The organism is Shimia isoporae, from assembly GCF_004346865.1.
Lineage (GTDB): Bacteria > Pseudomonadota > Alphaproteobacteria > Rhodobacterales > Rhodobacteraceae > Shimia > Shimia isoporae.
This window is the reverse complement of record NZ_SMGR01000001.1, coordinates 544,926-565,816: the sequence shown is the minus strand read 5'-3', so window position 1 is coordinate 565,816 and position 20,891 is coordinate 544,926. Positions and strand designations below refer to the sequence as shown.

Sequence of the window (20,891 nt, the reverse complement as noted above, 5' to 3'; positions counted from 1 at the left end):
ATTTGGTTATGGGATAAGAGTTACCCTTCCAGCGCAGCGATTGCATCCGCCTTTGCCAAAATTTCACGAGCGGTCACAACGTGCAGGTTTTCAACGATCTTGCCATCAACTACGGCAACGCCTTGACCGCTGGCCTCCACTTCTTCGAAGGCCGAAATCTGGCGCTGCGCAAGGTCGATCTCCTCCTCGCTAGGTGCAAAAGCCGCGTTGGCCACATCTACCTGTGCCGGATGGATCAGCGTCTTTCCGTCAAAACCCATGTCCCTGCCTTGGTCGCACTCGACCTTCAGCCCTTCGGCATCCTTGAAAGCATTGTAGACGCCATCAACGATGACGATGCCCTCTGCTTTGGCGGCCAACAAGCAAAGCCCCAACCCAGCCATCATAGGGAGACGATCCGCGCGGAAGCGGGTCTGCAATTCTTTTGCAAGGTCATTTGTCCCCATGACAAAGCCCGTCAATTGCGGGTGTGCCGCAATCTCTGCTGCATTTAACATGCCACGCGGGGTCTCCATCATAGCCCAGATCGGTTTGTTTCCAATCAAAGACGCCAGCGCATCAAGCTGGGATGTACTTTCCACCTTCGGCAACAGCACCGCATCACAGTCCATTGCTGCTGCCGCCTTGGCATCCGCTTCCCCCCATTGCGTATCCAACCCGTTGATACGCACGATCCGCATTCGGCTGCCGTATCCGCCCTGTTCCAATGCTGCGGCAAGTGTCGCGCGGGCATTTTCTTTTTCGTCGGGCGCCACGGCGTCCTCGAGGTCGAAAATGATTGCGTCCACCGGCAAACCGCGCGCCTTTTCCAGCGCCCGGTCCTTTGACCCGGGAATATACAGTACCGAACGATAGGGACGTGCGCGCTGATCCATGACTCTCTCCGAAATTTTGTTGCGCAGAATGGGGCATTTTTCTCAGATAACTTCAAGGCCAAAATTGCCGCATCGCAGAAAAACCGGACATGACGCACCGTCCAACGCTACGTGGGACCCCCCGCCGCACGACGCGTTAACCAAAACTTTTGCAGCCACCAGCAAGTCTTGCCGTTCACCGGACACTGCAAGAGCCGGCAAACGGCCGTCCAGTTTGGTTCACTTGAAAGGACAGGCAAATGCAATTTTTAAGTCTCAAAGTGGTGATGGGCTTTGGCCTGCTAATATTAGCTGCAACCCATGCAGATGCCCGCGGAAACTGCGCCGACAGAGAGGCCGTCATCGAACGTCTCGCCCAACGGTATGGAGAAACACGTCAGGCCATAGGGCTGGCACAACAAGGTGCCGTTGTCGAAGTTTTCGCGAGCGAGAAAAGCGGCAGTTGGACAATTACGGTAACCATGCCGAACGGACCAACATGCCTTGTGGCCAGCGGGCAAGCCTACGAAGAACTTGCGGAAGCGCTTCCGCCAAAAGGTGACGGAACCTAAGTAACCGCGTCAAATACCAGCTTGATACCGGTTATGGTCAACAAGACATAGGTAACCCCAAAGAAGGCCCGCTCTGGTATCGCGTAGTGGGCCTTCACTCCGACGTACGCGCCCAAGAGCGCAAAAGGCGTCAGCATGACATTGGCCCAAAGCGTCTGCATCGTGAATGCCCCCAAGAACGCGTAAGGTACGAATTTCGCAATGTTTATGACCCAGAAAACCAGGACAGTTGTCGCCTGATAAGTCGTCTTCCCCATGCCGCGCGACAACAAAAAGACCGCGGCCGGCGGCCCTCCCGCATGACTCACAAAGCTGGTGAAACCGGCCACCATGCCCGCAACATATCCGCCCCACAGCGGCACCTCGCGGGCTCGGGTTGCGCCAGGCCAAAGACGCCAAATGACAAATCCCAGGGAAACTCCGCCGATCAGCAGACGCAGCACATCGTCATCCGCTTGCGCAAACAACCACACTCCGGCGGCGACCCCTGGAAGGCCACCGAGGATGAGGACCTTCGCGTCGGGCCAACTCCACTTTTTCCAGAAAGGCGGCAGTGTGGTCAGATCGACGAGCATCAGCAGCGGGAGCATCACGCCCAAAGCTTCTCGAGGCGGCATCACCAACGCCAAAACCGAGGCTGACGCAAACGCCGCGCCAGAGCCAAACCCGGCCTTGGACACGCCAGCAAAGACAACAGCCAGTGCCGCCAAAACAAAGACGGGGACAGAATCAATCAATTTGCCGCCCCCCGAATTCGTATCAGACTATCAGGGTAACCGATCAGCTGCCTTTCAGGATCTTGCGACGCTGCTGCTCATATTCCTTTTCCGTCAAAAGCCCCTGACGATAAGCAGCATCCAGCGATGCCAACTCTTCGCCGACAGTGGTTGCTTGAACGTTGTTGGTCGTTTTGCTGCCGCCACAGGCCGACACAGTCATTGCCACCAAAGTCAACGCTATCAGGGTTTTCAGAGCAGAGTTCATTGGGCTCAGTCCTCAATGCAGAAATTTTCGTCAGGCCACATCTACGCCCACCATGAGTTTCATTGCAAGGTGGCCAATGTCTACAATGCGGCAGTTTTCTGCGAGCGCAAACACCCGTCGCGCGATCACGCCGCACCTGCAAACACTTGCTTCAACGCCGGATTCCGCTTAAGCCACCCGCGACAATTCACACGGACCGGAGATTGATCCCATGGCAAGACCCAAGATCGCCCTCATCGGCGCAGGCAATATCGGCGGCACGCTCGCCCACCTCGCCGCCCTCAAAGAACTTGGCGACGTTGTTCTTTTCGACATCGCAGACGGCCTGCCTCAGGGCAAAGCGCTCGACATCGCGGAATCCGGCCCTGTTGAGAAAATCGACGCCGCCATGTCCGGAACATCCGACTACGCAGACATCGCGGGTGCAGACGTGTGCATCGTGACCGCCGGTGTGGCCCGCAAACCCGGAATGAGCCGTGACGACCTGCTCGGCATCAACCTCAAGGTTATGAAGTCCGTCGGCGAAGGCATCCGCGACCATGCTCCGGATGCATTCGTGATCTGCATCACCAACCCTCTGGACGCAATGGTTTGGGCGCTTCAGAAGTTTTCCGGTCTGCCGACACATAAAGTCTGCGGCATGGCAGGTGTTCTGGACAGCGCGCGCTTCCGTCACTTCCTTGCAGAAGAATTCAACGTCTCCATGCGCGACGTGACCGCATTCGTTCTGGGTGGCCACGGCGATACCATGGTGCCGTCTGTACGTTACTCCACAGTTGCCGGCATCCCCCTTCCAGACCTGATCGAGATGGGCTGGACCACACAGGAAAAACTGGACGCAATGGTTCAGCGCACCCGCGATGGTGGCGCCGAGATCGTTGGCCTGCTGAAAACCGGCTCCGCGTTCTACGCTCCGGCAGCCTCTGCCATCGAAATGGCCGAAGCATACCTGAAAGACCAGAAACGCGTTCTGCCTTGCGCCGCTTACTGTGACGGCGATCTGGGTGTGAAAGACATGTACGTTGGCGTTCCGACCGTGATTGGTGCAGGCGGCGTCGAGCGCATCGTCAACATCAAGCTCAACAAAGACGAGCAGTCCATGTTCGACACATCGGTCAAAGCCGTACAGGGCCTCGTGGACGCCTGCAAAGGCATCGACAGCTCGCTGGCCTAAACCCGGCAACATGATACTGAGGAAAGCCCGCCCACTATGGCGGGCTTTTCTTTTTTGCTAACCCCTTGCCAGAGTTCGTCCGTGACGCCAAACCTGTCACATGATCGGCCTCAATCGTCCTCTGGATACGACCAACGGCGTCAAGCTGTTGGGGGAACGCAATTCCGGCACCAATGTGCTGGAACACCTTCTGCGCCAAGTTCCCGACCTCCATCTGTTCCCCAGCTTGCCCATGCTGACCTGGCGCAACACGCTCGGGCTGCACCGGCCGGTTTCGGCACTGTGGCGATACCGCGCCGCGCAAGAGGAAACGCTCGACTATTGGCACAAGCGCGCCCTGCCCCACTCCGGCGGCTGGAAACACGCCGCCCCAACATCCGATTTTCACGATCAGTTCCTTGCCACGCAGCAACCAGCGGTTCTGGTGATCATCCGCCATCCGGCCGCATGGTTACGGTCAATGCACCGCAATCCGTTTCATGCGCTGACCCGCGTGCCAACGGAATTTTCAGCATTCATCAGGCACCCTTGGCTTTGCACCGAACGTGACGGCCTGTCTGATCGACGGCTCCCCGATCTACCGGCATTGTATTCAAAGAAACTGGACGGCATCGCGCGAATGCTTCGAACCTATTCCAACAGTGCTTTGATCCGCTTCGAAGACCTGCAAAGCGCGCCGGTCGAAACCCTGTCAGTGCTCGGCTTGCCTTGCCCGCCATCCTTCGAACTGCCCGAAACGGACCTACGCGCCTTTGCGAAGGACACTCTGCGCAAAGCGGAGACAAACCGGACAGTTGCCGCCAATGCTGGCTACGATGCGCTTTCAGGTCCCGACGCCGGGTTCTTGAAATCGGCGCTAGACGGTTCGCCCGCAATGGACCTCTACCCTGCTTAAAAGCTGGATCAAGACTTGGGTAAGGCTTAAGACTTATTGTATTGCCACCAATCCATTGCACCAGAGGTCGCTATGCACACCAAAATCCTTCTTCTTTCTTCCCTGGCTTTGACCTTTGCGCTCGCCGCATGCGGCGGCACTAAGGACCTCCCGGTCCGGAGCACTCCACAGGCAGAGCATCCGGTCACCGGAGAAATCGACGGTGTGGGCGCCTAGGTGATTCACCGCATCGCACGCGATAAGCCTTTGTAAACCTCGTTTATGCGTGCTGCGGCACATTTGTGATCACACTTTTTCTAGCTGTGATCACAAATGGCGAAAAATGCGCTAACATCGCAGAAATCGCTACAAGCCCCAACGGAAACTGTGCCAAAACTCTGCCAATCGCAGCAAGATGGGACAGTTCCATGAACATCCATGAATATCAGGCGAAAGCCCTGCTTCGCTCCTACGGCGCCCCGGTGTCCGAAGGTCGCGTTGTTCTCAAAGCCGAAGACGCCAAAACCGCCGCTGGTGAACTTGACGGCCCACTCTGGGTTGTGAAGGCACAAATCCACGCAGGTGGTCGCGGCAAAGGCTCCTTCAAAGAAGCCGACGCTGGTGAAAAAGGCGGTGTCCGCCTCGCCAAGTCGGTCGAAGAAGCCGCCGAAGAAGCCAAAAAGATGCTGGGCCGCACCCTTGTGACCCACCAGTCCGGCCCCGCCGGCAAGCAGGTCAACCGCATCTATATCGAAGACGGTTCCGACATTGAGCGCGAACTTTATCTGGCCCTTCTCGTAGACCGCCAGACCTCCCGCGTGTCTTTCGTATGCTCCACAGAGGGCGGCATGGACATCGAAGAAGTGGCAGAAGCCACCCCCGAGAAAATCACGTCTTTCTCCGTTGATCCCGCCACCGGTTATCAGGCTTATCACGGCCGCCGCGTTGCTTTCGCCTTGGGCCTTGAGGGCGCACAGGTCAAGGAATGCGTCAAACTGATGGGCATTCTCTACAAAGCCTTCATGGAAAAAGACATGGAGCAGCTGGAGATCAACCCGCTGATCGTCATGCCAGGCGGCGCACTCAAAGTGCTCGACGCCAAAGTTGGCTTTGACGGCAACGCTGTTTACCGCCACCCCGACGTGGCCGAACTGCGTGACGAGACCGAAGAAGACCCCAAAGAGCTCGAGGCCTCCAAGTACGACCTCAACTACATCGCTCTGGACGGTGAAATCGGCTGCATGGTGAACGGCGCGGGTCTCGCAATGGCCACCATGGACATCATCAAACTCTACGGTGCCGAGCCTGCCAACTTCCTCGACGTGGGCGGCGGCGCAACCAAAGAGAAGGTGACCGAAGCCTTCAAGATCATCACCTCTGACCCAAACGTCAAAGGCATCCTCGTGAACATCTTCGGCGGCATCATGCGCTGTGACGTGATCGCAGAGGGCGTTGTAGCGGCTGTCAAAGAAGTCGGCCTCAAAGTTCCGCTGGTTGTACGCCTCGAAGGCACGAACGTGGAAGCCGGCAAAGAAATCATCAACACTTCCGGTCTTGATGTGATCGCCGCGGACAACCTGTCTGACGGCGCGGAGAAGATCGTGAAGGCGGTTAAGGGCTGATGAAGACAACCGTCGCCATTCTATCCCTGCTGTTGGCAGCCTCCGCCGCGCAAGCGAATGGGTTGGCCAACAGGGCAGCGAAGATTTTTGAACAAGCCTGCTTGTCAGAACCTGTGCTGTCTCTCGGCAAAGGATCGAATGCGGCGGATGGCGCTTTGGCGGCAAGCTACGCGGGATCCGTGTTTGCTCAATACGACGCCAACGGCACCACTATGGGATTGCGAGGCAAGCCAACTTACTCGATAGGCAGCCCTAAAACTGAGGGAAGCTTTAAGTGCTATGTCGCGTCCAAAGATCTCACAGCCCAAGACGTTGTAAAAAAGTTCAACCGCTTAAAGAAAGTCGCAGGAAACGGGCAAAGGCCGACCTATGTCGGTCCTGCCAAATGGGACGACGTATCTGAAGACTACGACCGCTATATCGAAGGCAAGCGGGCGGAGTTTCAAAGTGAAGGGCGCAAGCTGCAGCTTGAGCTATATCACTTTATTTCAGACCACGGTCCAGTTGGCGCCCTTTTCCTGACGCTAGAACACAAGGTTTCTCAATAGTCGGAGACCGCAATTCAAGGAGAACGCCAAATGGCAATCCTCGTAGACGAAAACACCAAGGTCATCTGTCAGGGCTTCACCGGCTCTCAGGGCACCTTCCACTCTGAACAAGCCATCGCATATGGCACCAAAATGGTCGGCGGCGTGACCCCGGGCAAAGGTGGCAACGACCACCTCGGCCTGCCGGTCTTCAACTCCGTGCACGAAGCCAAGGCAAAAACCGAAGCAAATGCCTCCGTGATCTACGTCCCGCCGCCCTTCGCGGCCGACTCGATCCTCGAAGCCATCGATGCGGAAATGGAACTGATTGTCTGCATCACCGAGGGCATCCCGGTGCTGGACATGATGAAGGTGCAGCGCGCGCTGGAAGGCTCCGCCTCCCGTCTGATCGGCCCCAACTGCCCGGGCGTCATCACTCCCGACGCCTGTAAAATCGGCATCATGCCAGGCCACATCCACAAGCGTGGCTCCGTGGGCGTTGTGTCCCGCTCCGGCACCCTGACTTATGAGGCCGTCAAACAGACCGCCGACATCGGTCTGGGCCAGTCCACAGCCGTGGGCATCGGCGGCGACCCGATCAAAGGCACCGAACACATCGATATCCTCGACATGTTCCTGGACGACGACGAAACCCAGTCCATCATCATGATCGGTGAGATCGGTGGTTCCGCAGAAGAGGAAGCAGCCGAATTCCTCGCCAATGAGCGCAAGAAAGGCCGCTGGAAGCCGACCGCAGGCTTCATCGCCGGCCGTACCGCCCCTCCCGGCCGCCGCATGGGCCACGCCGGTGCAATCGTTGCCGGCGGCAAAGGTGGCGCAGACGACAAGATCGCCGCGATGAAAGAAGCCGGCATCGTAGTCGCCGACAGCCCCGCGGGCCTCGGCGAAGCAGTGCTCAAAGCCATCGAGCTCGGCTAAGTTGGCCGCTGCCCGGCATATCAAACCAATGCGGTGCCCGACCGATGAGACGTCGGACACCGCAGGCGGACTATACCCCACTCTTCAGGCCAAAGGACCAAAGCCTGAAGCAGGAACCGCTGTAACTCGCACCCGGATTTTTTGTAACGTCACCAAGTAACACGTTTCTACTATCGGAGCCCAAGTTGGACGCGATCATTCATATTGGCATGGAAAAGACCGGTTCGACCTCGATTCAGGGGTGGAAGGCTCTCAATGAGCTAGCTCTGCGCGAGCAAGGCGTCGTTCAGATGAAACAGACCGGCATGATAGGTCCGGATATGCAACTGCACCGCTGTGCTTCCTGGGTCGCTCACAAGGAGATCGGTTACTCCAAAAAGTCAGCGTTTGCCCGTATCGCTGCCGAACAAGCGCGCAAGTTACCCGCGATTCACGAACAGGCGTCTAACGAGCTGGAAAATCTATCAGCTCAAGACGGAGTCTTTCTAGGGTCTTGCGAGCATCTCTTCTCAATGTCTGCTGAACAAATAGAGGGCCTCGAAACCTTTCTGGCACGCTATTTTGGCAAGGTGACCTATGTCGTCTACATGCGTGAGCCTGTAGAGTGGTACGCGAGCCTCTATTCTCAAGTACTCCGCGCAGGTCACACAACGACCTTCTCTGAATATTCAGAAAGAGCCGACGGTGTACAAAAACGTATCTCTCGATGGAAAACCAACCTTCAATTGTGGTCTCAAACCGAGGGCGACCTCCAAGTCCGCCTACTTGAACGGGACACTTTGAAAAACGGCGATCTCTACGATGATTTCGCAGAAATCGTCGGCGTAACCGGTGCTTTTGATAGCCCAGAACGCATGAACGAAGCTATCGGTGCCGATTTCGTAAATTACGCAGTTGAGATCAACAAGGTGTTTGCAGGGAGGCCGCCGCTTCCAAGAAACCATCATCAACGCGGTCGCGTTATGCGTCACTTGAGTGACTTTTCCAGAAACGCTCCCAAACTAAAAATTGGCAATACGCAGGCGAAGGCAATCTACTCCGAAATTGACGGAATTCTTGAAGACATTCGCGGCGAATACTTTCCAGAACGGGAAAACCTATTTGTTGACCGTGATCACGGAGACGGTGTCGCCGCGACCGAACTCACAAGCGACCTGCGCACAGAAATCGACCAGAAGCTAGCGGAACAGCTCCTTCTGGACATCTGGAGCGCGCCATGAACTCAAAAACGGAAAAAAAGAAAGTGTTCTTCGCCTCCGCCAAGCCTCCCCGTTATGGCTTGGGCTCTTGGTCCAAGCCGAGGGCCTTCATCCGAAGGTTATAGAAAGTGATGCAGATTTTCGTTGCCATAAAAAACAAACCCGGTCCCAACCCACATGAGGTGCCAAAATGACCGACCAAAGCCCCAATGACATCTTCCACGCCTCTTCCTTCATGCAGGGGCACAACGCGGAATACCTCGAACAGATGTACGCCCGCTACGCCGCCGACCCCAATGCGGTCGACGACGTCTGGCAGGAATTCTTCCGCCAGCTTGGTGACGCGGAACTGGATGTAAAGGCTGAGGCCACCGGACCGTCATGGGCACGCACAGATTGGCCGCCGCAACCGACGGACGACCTGACCCAATCCCTGACGGGGGAGTGGACGGAACAGGTCGAGGCCAAGGCCGCGGGCAAGAAAATCAAGGAAAAAGCAGCCTCCTCTGGCGTGGAAGTATCGGACGAGGCAATCAAGCGTGCCGTGCTGGACTCTATCCGCGCCTTGATGCTGATCCGCGCCTACCGTATTCGCGGCCACCTGATTGCGGACATCGATCCGCTCGGCATGCGCGACCAGACCCCGCATCCGGAACTGGATCCGAAATCCTACGGTTTCACCGAGGCCGACATGGACCGCCCGATCTTCATCGACAAGGTTCTGGGTCTCGACATCGCCACGATGCGCCAGATCATGAGCATCGTGAAGCGCACCTACTGCGGCACCTTCGCGCTGCAATACATGCACATCTCCAACCCCGAAGAAGCCGGTTGGCTGAAAGAGCGTATTGAAGGCTACGACAAGGAAATCACCTTCACCCGCGAGGGCCGCAAGGCGATCCTGAACAAGCTTGTCGAAGCGGAAGGCTTCGAAAAATTCCTGCACGTGAAGTACATGGGCACCAAACGCTTCGGCCTGGACGGCGGCGAGAGCCTCATTCCGGCGATGGAGCAGGTTATCAAGCGTGGTGGCAACCTTGGCCTCAAGGAAATCGTCATCGGCATGCCCCACCGTGGCCGCCTTTCGGTTCTGGCCAACGTGATGGCCAAACCCTACAAGGCCATCTTCAACGAATTCCAAGGCGGCAGCTTCAAACCTGAGGACGTGGACGGCTCTGGCGATGTGAAATACCACCTTGGTGCCTCTTCTGACCGGGAATTTGACGGCAACAATGTCCACCTGTCACTGACTGCGAACCCCTCGCACCTCGAAGCTGTGAACCCTGTGGTTCTGGGCAAGGTCCGTGCCAAACAGGACCAGCTCAATGATGAGAACCGCACTCAGGTAATGCCGATCCTGCTGCACGGCGATGCGGCCTTTGCCGGTCAGGGTGTGGTGGCAGAGTGTTTTGCCCTCTCCGGGCTCAAAGGTCACAAGACCGGCGGCACAATGCACATCGTGGTGAACAACCAGATCGGTTTCACCACCGCGCCGCACTTCTCGCGTTCGTCCCCCTATCCGACAGACAACGCGCTGGTCGTCGAAGCACCGATTTTCCACGTGAACGGCGACGACCCGGAAGCCGTGGTACACGCGGCCAAAGTCGCGACGGAGTTCCGTCAGAAATTCCAGAAAGACGTCGTCATCGACATGTTCTGCTACCGCCGCTTTGGTCATAACGAGGGCGACGAGCCCATGTTCACCAACCCGGTGATGTACAAAAACATCAAGAAGCACAAAACCACCCTGACGCTCTACACCGAGCGTCTGGTGAAGGACGGCCTGATCCCCGAAGGCGAAATCGAGGATATGAAAGCGTCGTTCCAGGCTCATTTGAACGAAGAGTTCGAGGCCGGAAAAGAATTCAAACCCAATAAGGCTGACTGGCTCGACGGACGCTGGTCTCACCTGGACAAACGCGGCGAAGACTACGAACGCGGCCAGACTTCGATCAAGGATGATACTCTCGTCGAAATCGGCAAGGCGTTGTCTTCGGTGCCAGAAGGCTTCCCCCTGCACAAAACCGTGGGACGTTTGCTGGATGCGCGCGGTAAGATGTTCTCAGGCGGAAAAGGTTTTGACTGGGCAACGGCAGAAGCAATGGCCTTTGGCTCGTTGCTGACCGAAGGCTATCCGGTGCGACTGGCAGGTCAGGACGCCACCCGCGGAACCTTCTCGCAACGCCACTCCGGCATCGTGAATCAGGAAACCGAAGAACGGTACTACCCGCTGAACAATATACGTGCCGGACAGAGCCAGTACGAAGTGATCGACTCCGCGCTGTCGGAATACGCGGTTCTCGGTTTCGAATACGGCTATTCGCTGGCAGAACCGAACGCACTGACCCTCTGGGAGGCCCAGTTCGGCGACTTCGCCAATGGCGCTCAAATCATGTTTGACCAGTTCATCAGCTCCGGTGAAAGCAAGTGGCTGCGCATGTCTGGCCTGACAGTCCTTCTGCCGCATGGCTTCGAAGGTCAGGGGCCGGAACACTCCTCTGCACGTTTGGAACGCTTCTTGCAGATGTGCGGCGGTGACAACTGGATCGTTGCCAACTGCACCACGCCGGCGAACTACTTCCACATTCTGCGTCGACAGCTGCACCGCACCTTCCGTAAGCCTTTGATCCTGATGACCCCGAAATCCTTGCTGCGCCACAAACTGGCGATCTCGGATGTCGAGGATTTCACTGAGGGTTCTTCTTTCCACAGGGTGCTTTGGGATGATGCCGAAAAAGGTCATTCCGATACAAAGCTGAAGAAGGACAAGGACATCAAACGTGTCGTAATGTGTTCGGGCAAAGTCTACTACGACCTGCTCGAAGAACGCGACGCACGCGGCATCGACGACATCTATCTGATGCGGATCGAGCAATACTATCCGTTCCCGGCACATAGTCTCATCAAAGAGCTGGAACGCTTCAAAGGCGCCGAGATGGTCTGGTGTCAGGAAGAGCCCAAGAACCAGGGCGCATGGTCCTTCATCGAGCCCAACATCGAATGGGCGCTGACGCGCATCAAAGCCAAACACACCCGCCCGACCTATGCTGGCCGCGCCGCCTCGGCCTCGCCTGCAACCGGTCTGGCAAGCCAACACAAATCCCAACAAGAAGCGCTGGTGGATGCCGCGCTCTCCATGGAAGGAAACTGATCCATGACCGAAGTACGAGTCCCAACCCTTGGCGAGTCCGTCACCGAGGCCACCGTCGCAACCTGGTTCAAGAAGCCGGGTGACGCAGTCGCAGTCGACGAAATGCTCTGCGAGCTGGAAACCGACAAGGTAACCGTCGAAGTACCCGCCCCTGCCGCTGGCGTATTGGGCGAGATCGTAGCCGCCGAAGGCGACACTGTTGGCGTGGATGCCCTTTTGGCCGTGATCAACGCAGGCGAAGGTGCTGCACCCGCACCTGCCGCCGCGGAAGCCCCGCAATCGGCGCCTGCTGCGTCCGGTGGCAATGCCGTTGACGTCATGGTCCCGACCCTCGGCGAATCCGTGACCGAGGCCACCGTGTCCACTTGGTTCAAGGCCGTAGGCGACACCGTGGCGCAAGACGAAATGCTCTGCGAACTCGAAACCGACAAAGTATCCGTAGAGGTCCCGGCACCGGCCGCTGGCGTGCTGACCGAAATCGTTGCCCCTGAGGGCACCACCGTGGATGCTTCGGCAAAGCTTGCCGTGATCGGCGGCGCCTCGGCTGGCGCAAGCGCCGCTCCGGCTGCTGCCCCTGCACCGGCCGCAGCTCCGGCGGCGTCCGCAGACGTAGAAAACGCGCCATCGGCGAATAAAATGATGGCTGAAAAAGGCATTGACCCTGCTTCCGTTACAGGCACAGGCCGCGACGGTCGCATCATGAAAGAAGACGTGATGAAGGCCGCGTTGGCTCCGGCACCGGCTGCCGCCGCCGCACCCACTGCCGCACCACGCGCGCCGGTCGCAGCGGAAGACGAAGCGCGTGAAGAACGGGTGAAAATGACCCGTTTGCGTCAGACCATCGCGCGCCGTTTGAAAGACAGCCAGAACACTGCAGCGATGCTGACGACCTACAACGAGGTCGACATGGGCGCGGTGATGGAACTGCGCAACCAGTACAAAGCCGAGTTCGAAAAGAAACACGGCGTACGTCTGGGCTTCATGTCCTTCTTCACCAAGGCCTGCTGTCACGCGCTGAAAGAAGTGCCCGAGGTGAACGCCGAAATCGACGGCACCGACATTGTCTACAAGAACTTCGTGCACATGGGCGTTGCCGCCGGTACACCGACTGGTCTTGTGGTGCCTGTGATCCGCGATGCCGACAGCATGTCCTTTGCGGAAATCGAAAAAGCGATTGCAGAGAAAGGCAAGCGCGCCCGCGACGGCAAACTGTCGATGGCGGAAATGCAGGGCGGCACCTTTACGCTCTCCAACGGCGGCGTCTACGGCTCGCTGATGTCCAGCCCGATCCTCAATCCGCCACAGTCCGGCATCCTTGGCATGCATAAAATTCAGGACCGTCCGATGGCAATCAACGGCGAAGTTGTGATCCGCCCGATGATGTATCTGGCATTGTCGTACGACCACCGCATTGTGGACGGCAAAGGCGCTGTGACCTTCCTCGTGCGCGTCAAAGAAGCGCTCGAAGATCCGCGTCGCCTGCTGATGGATCTCTGATCAGAGTAGGGGCGCCGATCAATGGATCTGGCGCCCCAGTTTTATTTGCTCGCATCTGGCAACTCGCGTACCGACGCGATACCGATGTAATACCGACGCGATACAGACCCGCGATTTCGGGCTTCGCAAACCAAAGGAAAATGACCCATGTCCCAATATGACGTCATCATCATCGGCGCTGGCCCCGGCGGCTATGTCTCCGCCATCCGCTGCGCCCAACTGGGCCTCAAGACCGCGATTGTCGAAGGCCGCGACACCCTCGGCGGCACCTGCCTGAACGTGGGCTGTATTCCTTCCAAGGCCCTCTTGCACGCAACCCACATGCTACACGAAGCAGAACACAACTTCGCCGCGATGGGGCTCAAGGGTAAGACCCAGTCGGTCGACTGGAACCAGATGAAGACCTACAAGGAAGACGTTGTCGGCCAAAACACTTCCGGCGTCGAATTCCTTATGAAAAAGAACAAGATCACCGTGATCAAGGGCTGGGCGTCCATCCCCGCTGCGGGCAAGGTCAAGGTTGGCGATGACGTGCACGAAACCAAAAACATCGTGATCGCTTCCGGCTCGGTGCCGTCCTCATTGCCAGGTGTCGAAGTGGACAATGACAAAGGCATCGTGGTGGACAGCACCGGAGCGCTGGAGTTGCCGAAAGTGCCTAAAAAAATGGTTGTCATCGGCGCTGGCGTCATCGGCCTCGAGTTGGGCTCGGTTTACGCCCGCCTTGGTTCCGATGTGACTGTGGTTGAGTACATGGACGCCGTATGTCCCGGCATGGACGCCGACGTGCAGCGTACTTTCAAGCGTATCCTTGAAAAACAGGGACTTAAGTTCGTCATGGGCGCCGCCGTAGGCGGAGTGGAAGCCAGCAAAACCAAAGCCAAGGTCAAATATACCTCCAAGAAAACTCCGGATACCGAAGAAGTCCTGGACGCGGATGTCGTATTGGTAGCGACGGGGCGCAAACCCTATGCTGACGGTCTTGGTTTGGACGCTCTAGGGGTGAAGATGACCGAGCGCGGCCAAATTGCCACCGATGCCAAATGGGCAACCAATGTTCCCGGTGTATATGCCATCGGTGACGTGATCGAAGGGCCCATGCTGGCCCACAAGGCCGAAGACGAAGGCATGGCGGTTGCCGAGGTCATCGCTGGCAAACATGGCCACGTAAACTATGGCGTGATTCCGGGCGTCGTCTACACCACCCCCGAAGTCGCCACCGTCGGCGCGACCGAAACCGCTCTCAAGGCGGAAGGCCGCAAGATCAAGGTCGGCAAATTCAACTTTATGGGCAACGGCCGCGCGAAGGCCGTCCATCAGGGCGAAGGGTTTGTGAAGCTGATCGTGGACAAGGAAACAGACCGCATCCTCGGCGCAGCAATCATCGGGCCCGGAGCAGGCGACCTGATCCACGAGATCTGCGTTGGAATGGAATTCGGCGCATCGGCACAGGACATCGCTTTGACTTGCCACGCCCATCCGACGTTCTCCGAAGCGGTGCGCGAAGCCGCCCTCGCTTGTGGAGACGGCCCGATCCACAGCTGATCAAGGCGCTCAAAACAAACAGAAAAGGCGGGTCACTTGATCCGCCTTTATTTTTTCACGCTGCCGCCGCGGCCTCTGCACATAGATCGGGTACAACACTCGGGAAACAGGGAAAGAACTCCCCGTGCCAGTATTTCAGGAGGCAAAGATGCGGTTTTTTGCAGCGATCGCTTTGGCGATATCCTTCGTCGCGATCACGTCCGGACAGGTCAACGCCCAGCAGGACGGATTTACCGGCCAGAGCCATTCCTTAACCTTTGTAAGTGACACAAAGCTCAAAGATATGGACGGAAACATTCTGGATCTGTGCCACCTTACCGAAGACCGTCACCTGCTTGGGCAGGGAATTTGGGTCGCGTCAAAGGGTTATGTTTTGGCGCAGAACAAATGTCAGGCCGAAACCTTTTTCACATTCACCGACGCGCAGCTACAGCAGGGCCTTCTGGACGGAAATGTACCTGAAACCATCCCAGCTCTGCCGGAAATGAACGAAGAGCAGATCGTCGATCGCATGCGGGGCTACACATTGATGGCGATCGGTGGAGGCGTGTTGGTCTTGATCGGCATCAGCGCTTTTGCCATGCAGCGCCGCCGTGCCGCTTGGCGAAAATACCACGAAGAGCTTCTCTACGTTTCTTCAGCCGAATGACCCCGAAATGAATTTGGGCGGCCCAACGGCCGCCCTTATCGTTCATTCTGCTGGCGTTTTAGGACGCTTGCGCTCCAATCCCCTTTTCAGGCGACGTCCAACTTTGGCGAACGGCATGCCATAGAGTTTCCAAACGCTGTCCATTTCCATCGACTTCATCCCAAGAACACCGAATTTCACGTCGCGATTATCTTCCGGCATAATGTAAGTGCCAAAGATCACGTCCCACATAGGGAACATGAACGCGAAGTTCTTGTCGCAATGATCCGGATGGCAGCTGTGGTGCACATGGTGGTGGGCTGGGGACGGCAACACCTTGGACCAGTTTCCCGGCCAACGCAGCCAGATATGGCTGTGCCTTAAATTGTAGGCGAAGATATTGAAAAGAAACAACAGAACAGGAACACCGATGATTGTGATGTTGTTCGGGAGCACCCCGAGAAGATTGAAGGTGACGCCAGTAACAACACCGTACCCGACACCGATTGCGAAGAGATAAAACAGATTGTCGATAGGGTGCTCGCGGTAATTCGACAGCGGATGCATGACCTCCGCCGAATGGTGCACTTTATGAAATTCCCAAAGGATCGGAACCTTGTGTTGAAGGTAATGTACCGTGTACCCAATCAAGTCGCTCACCAGAATGGACACGAACATATAGATCAGAACGACGCCAAGCCCGACGCTACCTTGGACCGTCGCGGGAATTTGGGTCATATGCGTTCCGGTGATCCATTTGAAGACGTAGGCCATTGCCGCAGCCAACACCCCGAACAACAAAAAGTGTCCGATCAACTTGTGAAAAAAGAAATACCTGACATCGAGCCAAGCGGACGGGTGACCCCACACTGATTTCGGAAACAGGAATCTCAGGAACGATCCCGCCTCAACCTCCTTCCGTCGGCGCGCAACAAGATACACCCCAAAGGCAAAGACGATAGAACTTGCCAAATAGAGCACGTAAATTCGCTGAGCAGGGTCAAATATCGACATGAAAAAATGTCGAACGTAATCCAGATAGGTCGCAATAAATTCCTGCACGCTTGTTTACCTCTTTGTCGGATGCGGATCTTTTGCCCACATTTTGTTTGCAAAGAGATTAAATGATTAACGCGCGCGGGTCATTACCCAACAACCAATTATTGGTGACTCATGGGTGCCGGATCGAAATTCACCACATTGTTTTGGCTGCTCTTGCACCCCAGGCGGCATCATATGGCTCGCCGCCCTCCTCTCCGTCGGTTTGCTCGGCCAATAATTCGCCAGCCGTGGGCAAACTGTCACCAACGTGGGAGTCTGCCCATAACGCCGACCGCATCAAGGCTCGTGCACATTGCGTGTAGACCTCAGCAATACGAATAACGATCACAGATCGAGGATGGGCGCCCTTGACTTCGAAGGACTCGCAAAGGTCCGGGGCGGTTGTCACTCTCGCCTGTCCGTTGACGCGAACCACGTTATTTGAGCCGGGGATCATGAACATCAGCGAAACGCGGCCATCAGCCACGATGTTTCGCAAAGTATCCATCCTGTTGTTTCCACGCCAATCCGGCATCGCCAGTGTTTTTGGGTCCAGTTCCCTTACAACCGGCCCATCGTCACCGCGGGGGCTTCCGTCTGTACCTTCCGGGCCCACAGTAGACACCACGCAAAATCGGGATTGCATAATCCATTTTCGATACAGCGGTGTAAGGTGGTCCGCGACCTTGGCCGTTGAAGCAATTCCTGGTGCGCCATAAAGCGCTTCCAATTCTGATATGTCTTCAACCCACTGCATCAGGATCAAACCCGGCTTCGCGCATCAAATCATTGGAGCGCGTCTCAATGACGTCCTCAAGATGTTTCATAAACGCCTTTTGGTCTTGGCCTTGCTCAATTGGATCGAGAAACTCGACAACAGCCAGCCCCGGTTTGCGCAGCATCGTGCCTTTGGGCCAGAACAATCCCGCATTTGTCGCGACCGGCACCGCAGCCTGCCCTGTTTCTTTATAAAGAACGTAGGGGCCAACCTTATAGGGCGTGTAGTCGCCAGCGCGAACGCGGGTGCCTTGAGGGTAAATCACCAATTGTCCCGGCGGCACACGACCACTTTCCACGTCCGCCAACATCGCCTTTATCGCTGCACCACGCTTTCCGCGGCGAACGGGAACACATCCAAGGCGCCATGCATAAACACCGATAATCGGAGTAAACAACAATTCGTATTTCATGATAAATCTCGGCTGAGGCACAGCCTTGTAAATCATCATGATGTCGAGAAAAGACTGGTGTTTCGCCGGAACGAGCACCGCATCGGTAGGAATATTCCCACGAATTTCGGAGCGAATGCCAACCATCCAGCGCGCAGTCCAGATAGCCCAGGTCGCATAGGTGTTGCATGCTGTGGAAGCACCCTTGGGAGACACAAGCGCCCAGGGGAAAAATACAATCCCCATAATAAGCATCATAATCGCGTTTTGGATCACGTAGAGAATGCTCATTACCCACTGGAACAAAAGTCGCATCATGCCAACTCCCCGAGCGTGCGCCGGGCCGCGGCTCCGGTCGCAAGATAGGCCACCACAGCCGCGAGAAGCGGAATGGCCAGCGGAATAGCCCAACCAATCCCACTGAACCCAAGTCCGGTCAGAAATCCGCCTTCATCCTGTGCAGCAGGCAAAAGGTAAATGGCGATCATGCCAAGCCCGGTTCCGATTGCCGCGCCAAGTAGGCTGCGCAACGTAAAACGCCGGACAAATGCCTGAGCAATATAGGCGTCCTGCGCGCCAATAAGTCGAAGGACTGATATTACCTGCGCGTTTGCAGACAAAGCAGCGTTCGCAGCCAACGTGATCATCGCGGCAGTCGCCGCTCCAATCAGTCCAATGGACACCCATCCAAGTAACCGCAGCCTGCCCGCTGCCTTTTCAAGCGGTTTACGCCAACGGGTATGATCGTCAAGCACCGCACCCGGAACCTCTGCTTGCAGGCGATGGCGCAATCCGACAGCATCATAACCCTGTTCAGTTTCCTTGATCTCTATGAGCTGCGGGATAGGCAGGCTATCCACAGGCAGGTCCGGACCGAACCACGGCGCCAGCAAGTCGCGCTGTTCGTCACTGGTCAAAGGCCGCGCACTGGCGACACCAGGCGTGCTTTCAAGAACGGTCAAAGCCGCTTCCGTCTGAGCGTCAAGTTGTTCGGTCGGTGCGGAAATGCGCAATGTAGAACTTTGCGCGAGTTCGTTGCCCCAACGCGTTGCCAACCTGCCTGACGCCAGAGAAAGTGCCAACGCAAAAACCGTTAGAAATGCCATCGCACCCGCTGCGAACAACGTCAGCCGAGCCGTGTATCCGGTCGGAGGCACAACACGGTCTGCTTGCGCATCTCCTACAAAGACGGTTGAAAGCGCATTGAAAATTTTCACAGATCCGCCCCCGCCAATTGAAGTTTGCGGTTCGAAATTCGCAATACACGCGCCTGCACATGGCCTTTAGCTGCGCGGATAAGGTTCATGTCATGGGTCGCGATCAGGATCGTTTTTCCCATTTTGTTGAGTTCGATCAGCAACTGCAGCAGACGTTGGGACATTTCCCAATCCACATTGCCCGTCGGCTCATCGGCAAGCACAACATCGGGTGACATGATAACGGCTCGTGCGAGCGCAGCACGCTGACGTTCACCTCCGGACAATTCCGGTGGAAGGGCACTCGCCCGGCTCCCCAAGCCAACCCAGCTTAGAAGTTCTTTGAGGTTTGCGACATTTTCCAAACTCTCACGACCGGAAACCGTCAATGGGAGAGCCACGTTTTCACGCACCGGCAGGTGATCGAGAAACTGGCAGTCTTGGTGCACAACGCCGATCTGGCGGCGTGTTATGGCATGGTCATCTCGGCTCATCTCGCGCACGTCGCGCCCGAACAATTCAACATGACCGGCCGTGGGTACAAGCGCGCCATAACATAGCTTCAGGAAGGTCGTTTTCCCTGAACCTGACGGCCCCGTCAGAAAATGAAACGATCCCGGCGCGATCTTGAGTGAAACATCACTCAAGAGTTCGCCGCCACCATAGCTGTAGGCAATATTGCTGAGTTCGATCAAACGGGACCTCTTCTTCTTGGCCTGTTGTGCCTTAGCATCGCCGCGGTTTCAATCCACATCGCCGAAGGCTTTGCACTTTCGCGGTGGTTTGTTACAGATTATGGTTCAAGAACAAAGACAAACCATGGGGGCAACGGGGACTTGCGATGCGGCTAATCTGCCCGAATTGCGGCGCACAATATGAAGTGCCTGATGACGTCATCCCGGCAGAGGGAAGAGACGTGCAATGCTCGAACTGCGGAGACACGTGGTTTCAAGCGCATCCGGACACGCTTCAGTCTGAAGATCAAGCAACCGATCCCGTTCAATCGACAGCCGAAGAACCCGCTCAGGACGACCCAGTTGAGGAAGAAAGCCCGGACACGTTTGATGAGATCGAACCTCCAAGTGTCAGCTTCGAGGAAGAAGACGACGCAACGGATCTGGGCGGCGAAGACTGGAACCTGGACGATGATCTAATCGATACTCCCGAGGACGAGGAAGACATCGTCGGAGAGGATGATTGGCGTGATGCACTCGAAGAAAGCGACGCGTCATCAGAAGCCGAAAACGATGAAAACTCCGCCCCCCAAGGTACGATAGATTTCGAAGACAACGAACAGGAAGGTCCGGCGGATGAGCCCCCAGCAGCGCCTCAACGGCGTGGCCTTGACCCCTCCATTGCTGATGTCTTGCGTGAAGAAGCAGAACACGAACAGCGCGCGCGTGCCGAAGAGGAACGCGCGGCGCTCGAAACACAGGAAGAGCTAGGCCTAACTGCTCCCGCCAGCGATGCTTCCCGTCGCGCCAACGAAGCCCGCGACCGGATGCGCAAACTGCGCGGCTTGACCGATGAAACAGTAGAAGCACCAGCGGTGCCGGAACAGACAGAAATCCGCGACAGCCGCCGCGATCTATTGCCTGACATAGAAGAAACCAACTCAACCCTGCGCCATTCAGCGGATGCACCGCGAACTTCAGACGCAGCGGTTGAGCCGCCTGCTTCGGACGCCAGTCGTGGGCGTGGCTTCAGACTGGGCTTTGTTCTTGTCATATTGCTGGCTGCAGCCGCAGTCTTTGTCTACAGCCGACACGAAACCCTAAGCGCCAGCTATCCGCAGTTTGCCCCGCAAATCGAGGGATTTGTGGCAGGCGCAAACGACGCTCGCGTTTGGCTGGACACGAAAGTGACAGGCCTGTTCCTGTGGCTGAATAATGTTGCAGGCGGCGGCAACGGTTAACCGT

At 56.7% G+C, this 20,891-nt stretch carries 20 protein-coding genes; 12 read left to right on the top strand and 8 right to left on the bottom strand.

Annotation, left to right across the window (positions count from 1 at the left end; translation table 11 throughout):
* Positions 1-20: 20 nt before the first annotated feature.
* Positions 21-875 carry an HpcH/HpaI aldolase/citrate lyase family protein gene (locus BXY66_RS02805; RefSeq protein ID WP_132858655.1) on the bottom strand — a complete coding sequence of 285 codons (855 nt, stop codon included), beginning with the start codon at positions 873-875 and terminating at the stop codon, positions 21-23.
* A gap of 239 nt (positions 876-1,114) precedes the next feature.
* Between BXY66_RS02805 and BXY66_RS02800 the strand changes: the two genes are divergently transcribed.
* The gene (locus BXY66_RS02800; RefSeq protein ID WP_132858654.1) at positions 1,115-1,426 is read left to right on the top strand and encodes a hypothetical protein; all 312 of its coding nucleotides are present in this window, start codon (positions 1,115-1,117) and stop codon (positions 1,424-1,426) included.
* On the opposite strand, the gene BXY66_RS02795 is transcribed toward BXY66_RS02800, so the two are convergent.
* Complete coding sequence (locus tag BXY66_RS02795; protein ID WP_132858653.1) at positions 1,423-2,163, bottom strand: sulfite exporter TauE/SafE family protein; 741 nt, start codon at positions 2,161-2,163, stop codon at positions 1,423-1,425. The genes BXY66_RS02800 and BXY66_RS02795 overlap by 4 nt on opposite strands.
* Before the next feature lie 43 nt (positions 2,164-2,206).
* Positions 2,207-2,410 (bottom strand): SHOCT domain-containing protein, encoded by a 204-nt coding sequence (locus tag BXY66_RS02790; RefSeq protein ID WP_132858652.1) that lies wholly within the window; start codon positions 2,408-2,410, stop codon positions 2,207-2,209.
* A gap of 211 nt (positions 2,411-2,621) precedes the next feature.
* On the opposite strand from BXY66_RS02790, the gene mdh reads away from it, so the two are divergent.
* From mdh to BXY66_RS02740, 10 genes are all read left to right on the top strand, one after another.
* On the top strand, positions 2,622-3,584 hold the full coding sequence (gene mdh / locus BXY66_RS02785; protein ID WP_132858651.1) for a malate dehydrogenase: 963 nt from the start codon (positions 2,622-2,624) through the stop codon (positions 3,582-3,584).
* Between the two features lie 100 nt (positions 3,585-3,684).
* Positions 3,685-4,479 (top strand): hypothetical protein, encoded by a 795-nt coding sequence (locus BXY66_RS02780; protein WP_132858650.1) that lies wholly within the window; start codon positions 3,685-3,687, stop codon positions 4,477-4,479.
* A gap of 407 nt (positions 4,480-4,886) precedes the next feature.
* On the top strand, positions 4,887-6,080 hold the full coding sequence (gene sucC, locus BXY66_RS02775; RefSeq protein ID WP_132858649.1) for an ADP-forming succinate--CoA ligase subunit beta: 1,194 nt from the start codon (positions 4,887-4,889) through the stop codon (positions 6,078-6,080).
* Entirely contained in the window at positions 6,080-6,628 is a 549-nt protein-coding gene (locus tag BXY66_RS02770; RefSeq protein WP_132858648.1) for a hypothetical protein, read from the top strand. The genes sucC and BXY66_RS02770 overlap by 1 nt, the downstream gene beginning before the upstream one ends.
* Before the next feature lie 30 nt (positions 6,629-6,658).
* The gene (gene sucD / locus BXY66_RS02765) at positions 6,659-7,546 is read left to right on the top strand and encodes a succinate--CoA ligase subunit alpha (RefSeq protein WP_132858647.1); all 888 of its coding nucleotides are present in this window, start codon (positions 6,659-6,661) and stop codon (positions 7,544-7,546) included.
* Positions 7,547-7,731: 185 nt separating this feature from the next.
* Positions 7,732-8,766, top strand: a complete 1,035-nt coding sequence (locus BXY66_RS02760; protein ID WP_132858646.1) for a hypothetical protein — start codon at positions 7,732-7,734, stop codon at positions 8,764-8,766.
* Positions 8,767-8,935: 169 nt separating this feature from the next.
* Positions 8,936-11,896, top strand: coding sequence for a 2-oxoglutarate dehydrogenase E1 component (locus BXY66_RS02755; protein ID WP_132858645.1), 2,961 nt, complete (start codon positions 8,936-8,938; stop codon positions 11,894-11,896).
* Positions 11,897-11,899: 3 nt separating this feature from the next.
* Positions 11,900-13,393, top strand: a complete 1,494-nt coding sequence (gene odhB / locus BXY66_RS02750; protein ID WP_132858644.1) for a 2-oxoglutarate dehydrogenase complex dihydrolipoyllysine-residue succinyltransferase — start codon at positions 11,900-11,902, stop codon at positions 13,391-13,393.
* A 147-nt stretch (positions 13,394-13,540) separates the two neighbouring features.
* Positions 13,541-14,938 (top strand): dihydrolipoyl dehydrogenase, encoded by a 1,398-nt coding sequence (gene lpdA, locus BXY66_RS02745; protein ID WP_132858643.1) that lies wholly within the window; start codon positions 13,541-13,543, stop codon positions 14,936-14,938.
* A 148-nt stretch (positions 14,939-15,086) separates the two neighbouring features.
* Positions 15,087-15,587: a hypothetical protein gene (locus tag BXY66_RS02740; RefSeq protein ID WP_132858642.1), complete on the top strand. Its 501-nt coding sequence runs from the start codon at positions 15,087-15,089 to the stop codon at positions 15,585-15,587.
* Between the two features lie 42 nt (positions 15,588-15,629).
* Here BXY66_RS02740 and BXY66_RS02735 read toward each other — a convergent pair whose 3' ends face one another.
* The 5 genes from BXY66_RS02735 to BXY66_RS02715 form a co-directional block, all read right to left on the bottom strand.
* Positions 15,630-16,628, bottom strand: a complete 999-nt coding sequence (locus BXY66_RS02735; RefSeq protein ID WP_132858641.1) for a sterol desaturase family protein — start codon at positions 16,626-16,628, stop codon at positions 15,630-15,632.
* Between the two features lie 130 nt (positions 16,629-16,758).
* Positions 16,759-17,364, bottom strand: a complete 606-nt coding sequence (locus BXY66_RS02730; RefSeq protein ID WP_132858640.1) for a pyridoxamine 5'-phosphate oxidase family protein — start codon at positions 17,362-17,364, stop codon at positions 16,759-16,761.
* Positions 17,351-18,091, bottom strand: coding sequence for a lysophospholipid acyltransferase family protein (locus BXY66_RS02725; RefSeq protein WP_132860317.1), 741 nt, complete (start codon positions 18,089-18,091; stop codon positions 17,351-17,353). Before BXY66_RS02725 ends, BXY66_RS02730 begins: the two co-directional genes overlap by 14 nt.
* Positions 18,091-18,993, bottom strand: a complete 903-nt coding sequence (locus tag BXY66_RS02720) for a cell division protein FtsX (RefSeq protein WP_165929090.1) — start codon at positions 18,991-18,993, stop codon at positions 18,091-18,093. Before BXY66_RS02720 ends, BXY66_RS02725 begins: the two co-directional genes overlap by 1 nt.
* A complete protein-coding gene (locus BXY66_RS02715) occupies positions 18,990-19,667 on the bottom strand; it encodes a cell division ATP-binding protein FtsE (protein WP_132858639.1) in 678 nt (225 codons plus the stop codon). Before BXY66_RS02715 ends, BXY66_RS02720 begins: the two co-directional genes overlap by 4 nt.
* A 146-nt stretch (positions 19,668-19,813) precedes the next feature.
* Between BXY66_RS02715 and BXY66_RS02710 the strand changes: the two genes are divergently transcribed.
* Complete coding sequence (locus tag BXY66_RS02710; RefSeq protein WP_132858638.1) at positions 19,814-20,887, top strand: zinc-ribbon domain-containing protein; 1,074 nt, start codon at positions 19,814-19,816, stop codon at positions 20,885-20,887.
* The last annotated feature ends 4 nt before the right edge of the window (positions 20,888-20,891 follow it).

Bases quoted from the DNA above. Each gene is read 5' to 3' on its own strand.
- BXY66_RS02730 (WP_132858640.1), bottom strand. From the start codon at position 17,364: ATGCAGTGGGTTGAAGACATATCAGAATTGGAAGCGCTTTATGGCGCA.
- BXY66_RS02780 (WP_132858650.1), top strand. From the start codon at position 3,685: ATGATCGGCCTCAATCGTCCTCTGGATACGACCAACGGCGTCAAGCTG.
- BXY66_RS02805 (WP_132858655.1), bottom strand. From the start codon at position 875: ATGGATCAGCGCGCACGTCCCTATCGTTCGGTACTGTATATTCCCGGG.
- BXY66_RS02790 (WP_132858652.1), bottom strand. From the start codon at position 2,410: ATGAACTCTGCTCTGAAAACCCTGATAGCGTTGACTTTGGTGGCAATG.
- lpdA (WP_132858643.1), top strand. From the start codon at position 13,541: ATGTCCCAATATGACGTCATCATCATCGGCGCTGGCCCCGGCGGCTAT.
- BXY66_RS02710 (WP_132858638.1), top strand. From the start codon at position 19,814: ATGCGGCTAATCTGCCCGAATTGCGGCGCACAATATGAAGTGCCTGAT.
- BXY66_RS02770 (WP_132858648.1), top strand. From the start codon at position 6,080: ATGAAGACAACCGTCGCCATTCTATCCCTGCTGTTGGCAGCCTCCGCC.
- sucD (WP_132858647.1), top strand. From the start codon at position 6,659: ATGGCAATCCTCGTAGACGAAAACACCAAGGTCATCTGTCAGGGCTTC.
- BXY66_RS02725 (WP_132860317.1), bottom strand. From the start codon at position 18,091: ATGCGACTTTTGTTCCAGTGGGTAATGAGCATTCTCTACGTGATCCAA.
- mdh (WP_132858651.1), top strand. From the start codon at position 2,622: ATGGCAAGACCCAAGATCGCCCTCATCGGCGCAGGCAATATCGGCGGC.
- BXY66_RS02800 (WP_132858654.1), top strand. From the start codon at position 1,115: ATGCAATTTTTAAGTCTCAAAGTGGTGATGGGCTTTGGCCTGCTAATA.
- BXY66_RS02740 (WP_132858642.1), top strand. From the start codon at position 15,087: ATGCGGTTTTTTGCAGCGATCGCTTTGGCGATATCCTTCGTCGCGATC.
- odhB (WP_132858644.1), top strand. From the start codon at position 11,900: ATGACCGAAGTACGAGTCCCAACCCTTGGCGAGTCCGTCACCGAGGCC.
- sucC (WP_132858649.1), top strand. From the start codon at position 4,887: ATGAACATCCATGAATATCAGGCGAAAGCCCTGCTTCGCTCCTACGGC.
- BXY66_RS02755 (WP_132858645.1), top strand. From the start codon at position 8,936: ATGACCGACCAAAGCCCCAATGACATCTTCCACGCCTCTTCCTTCATG.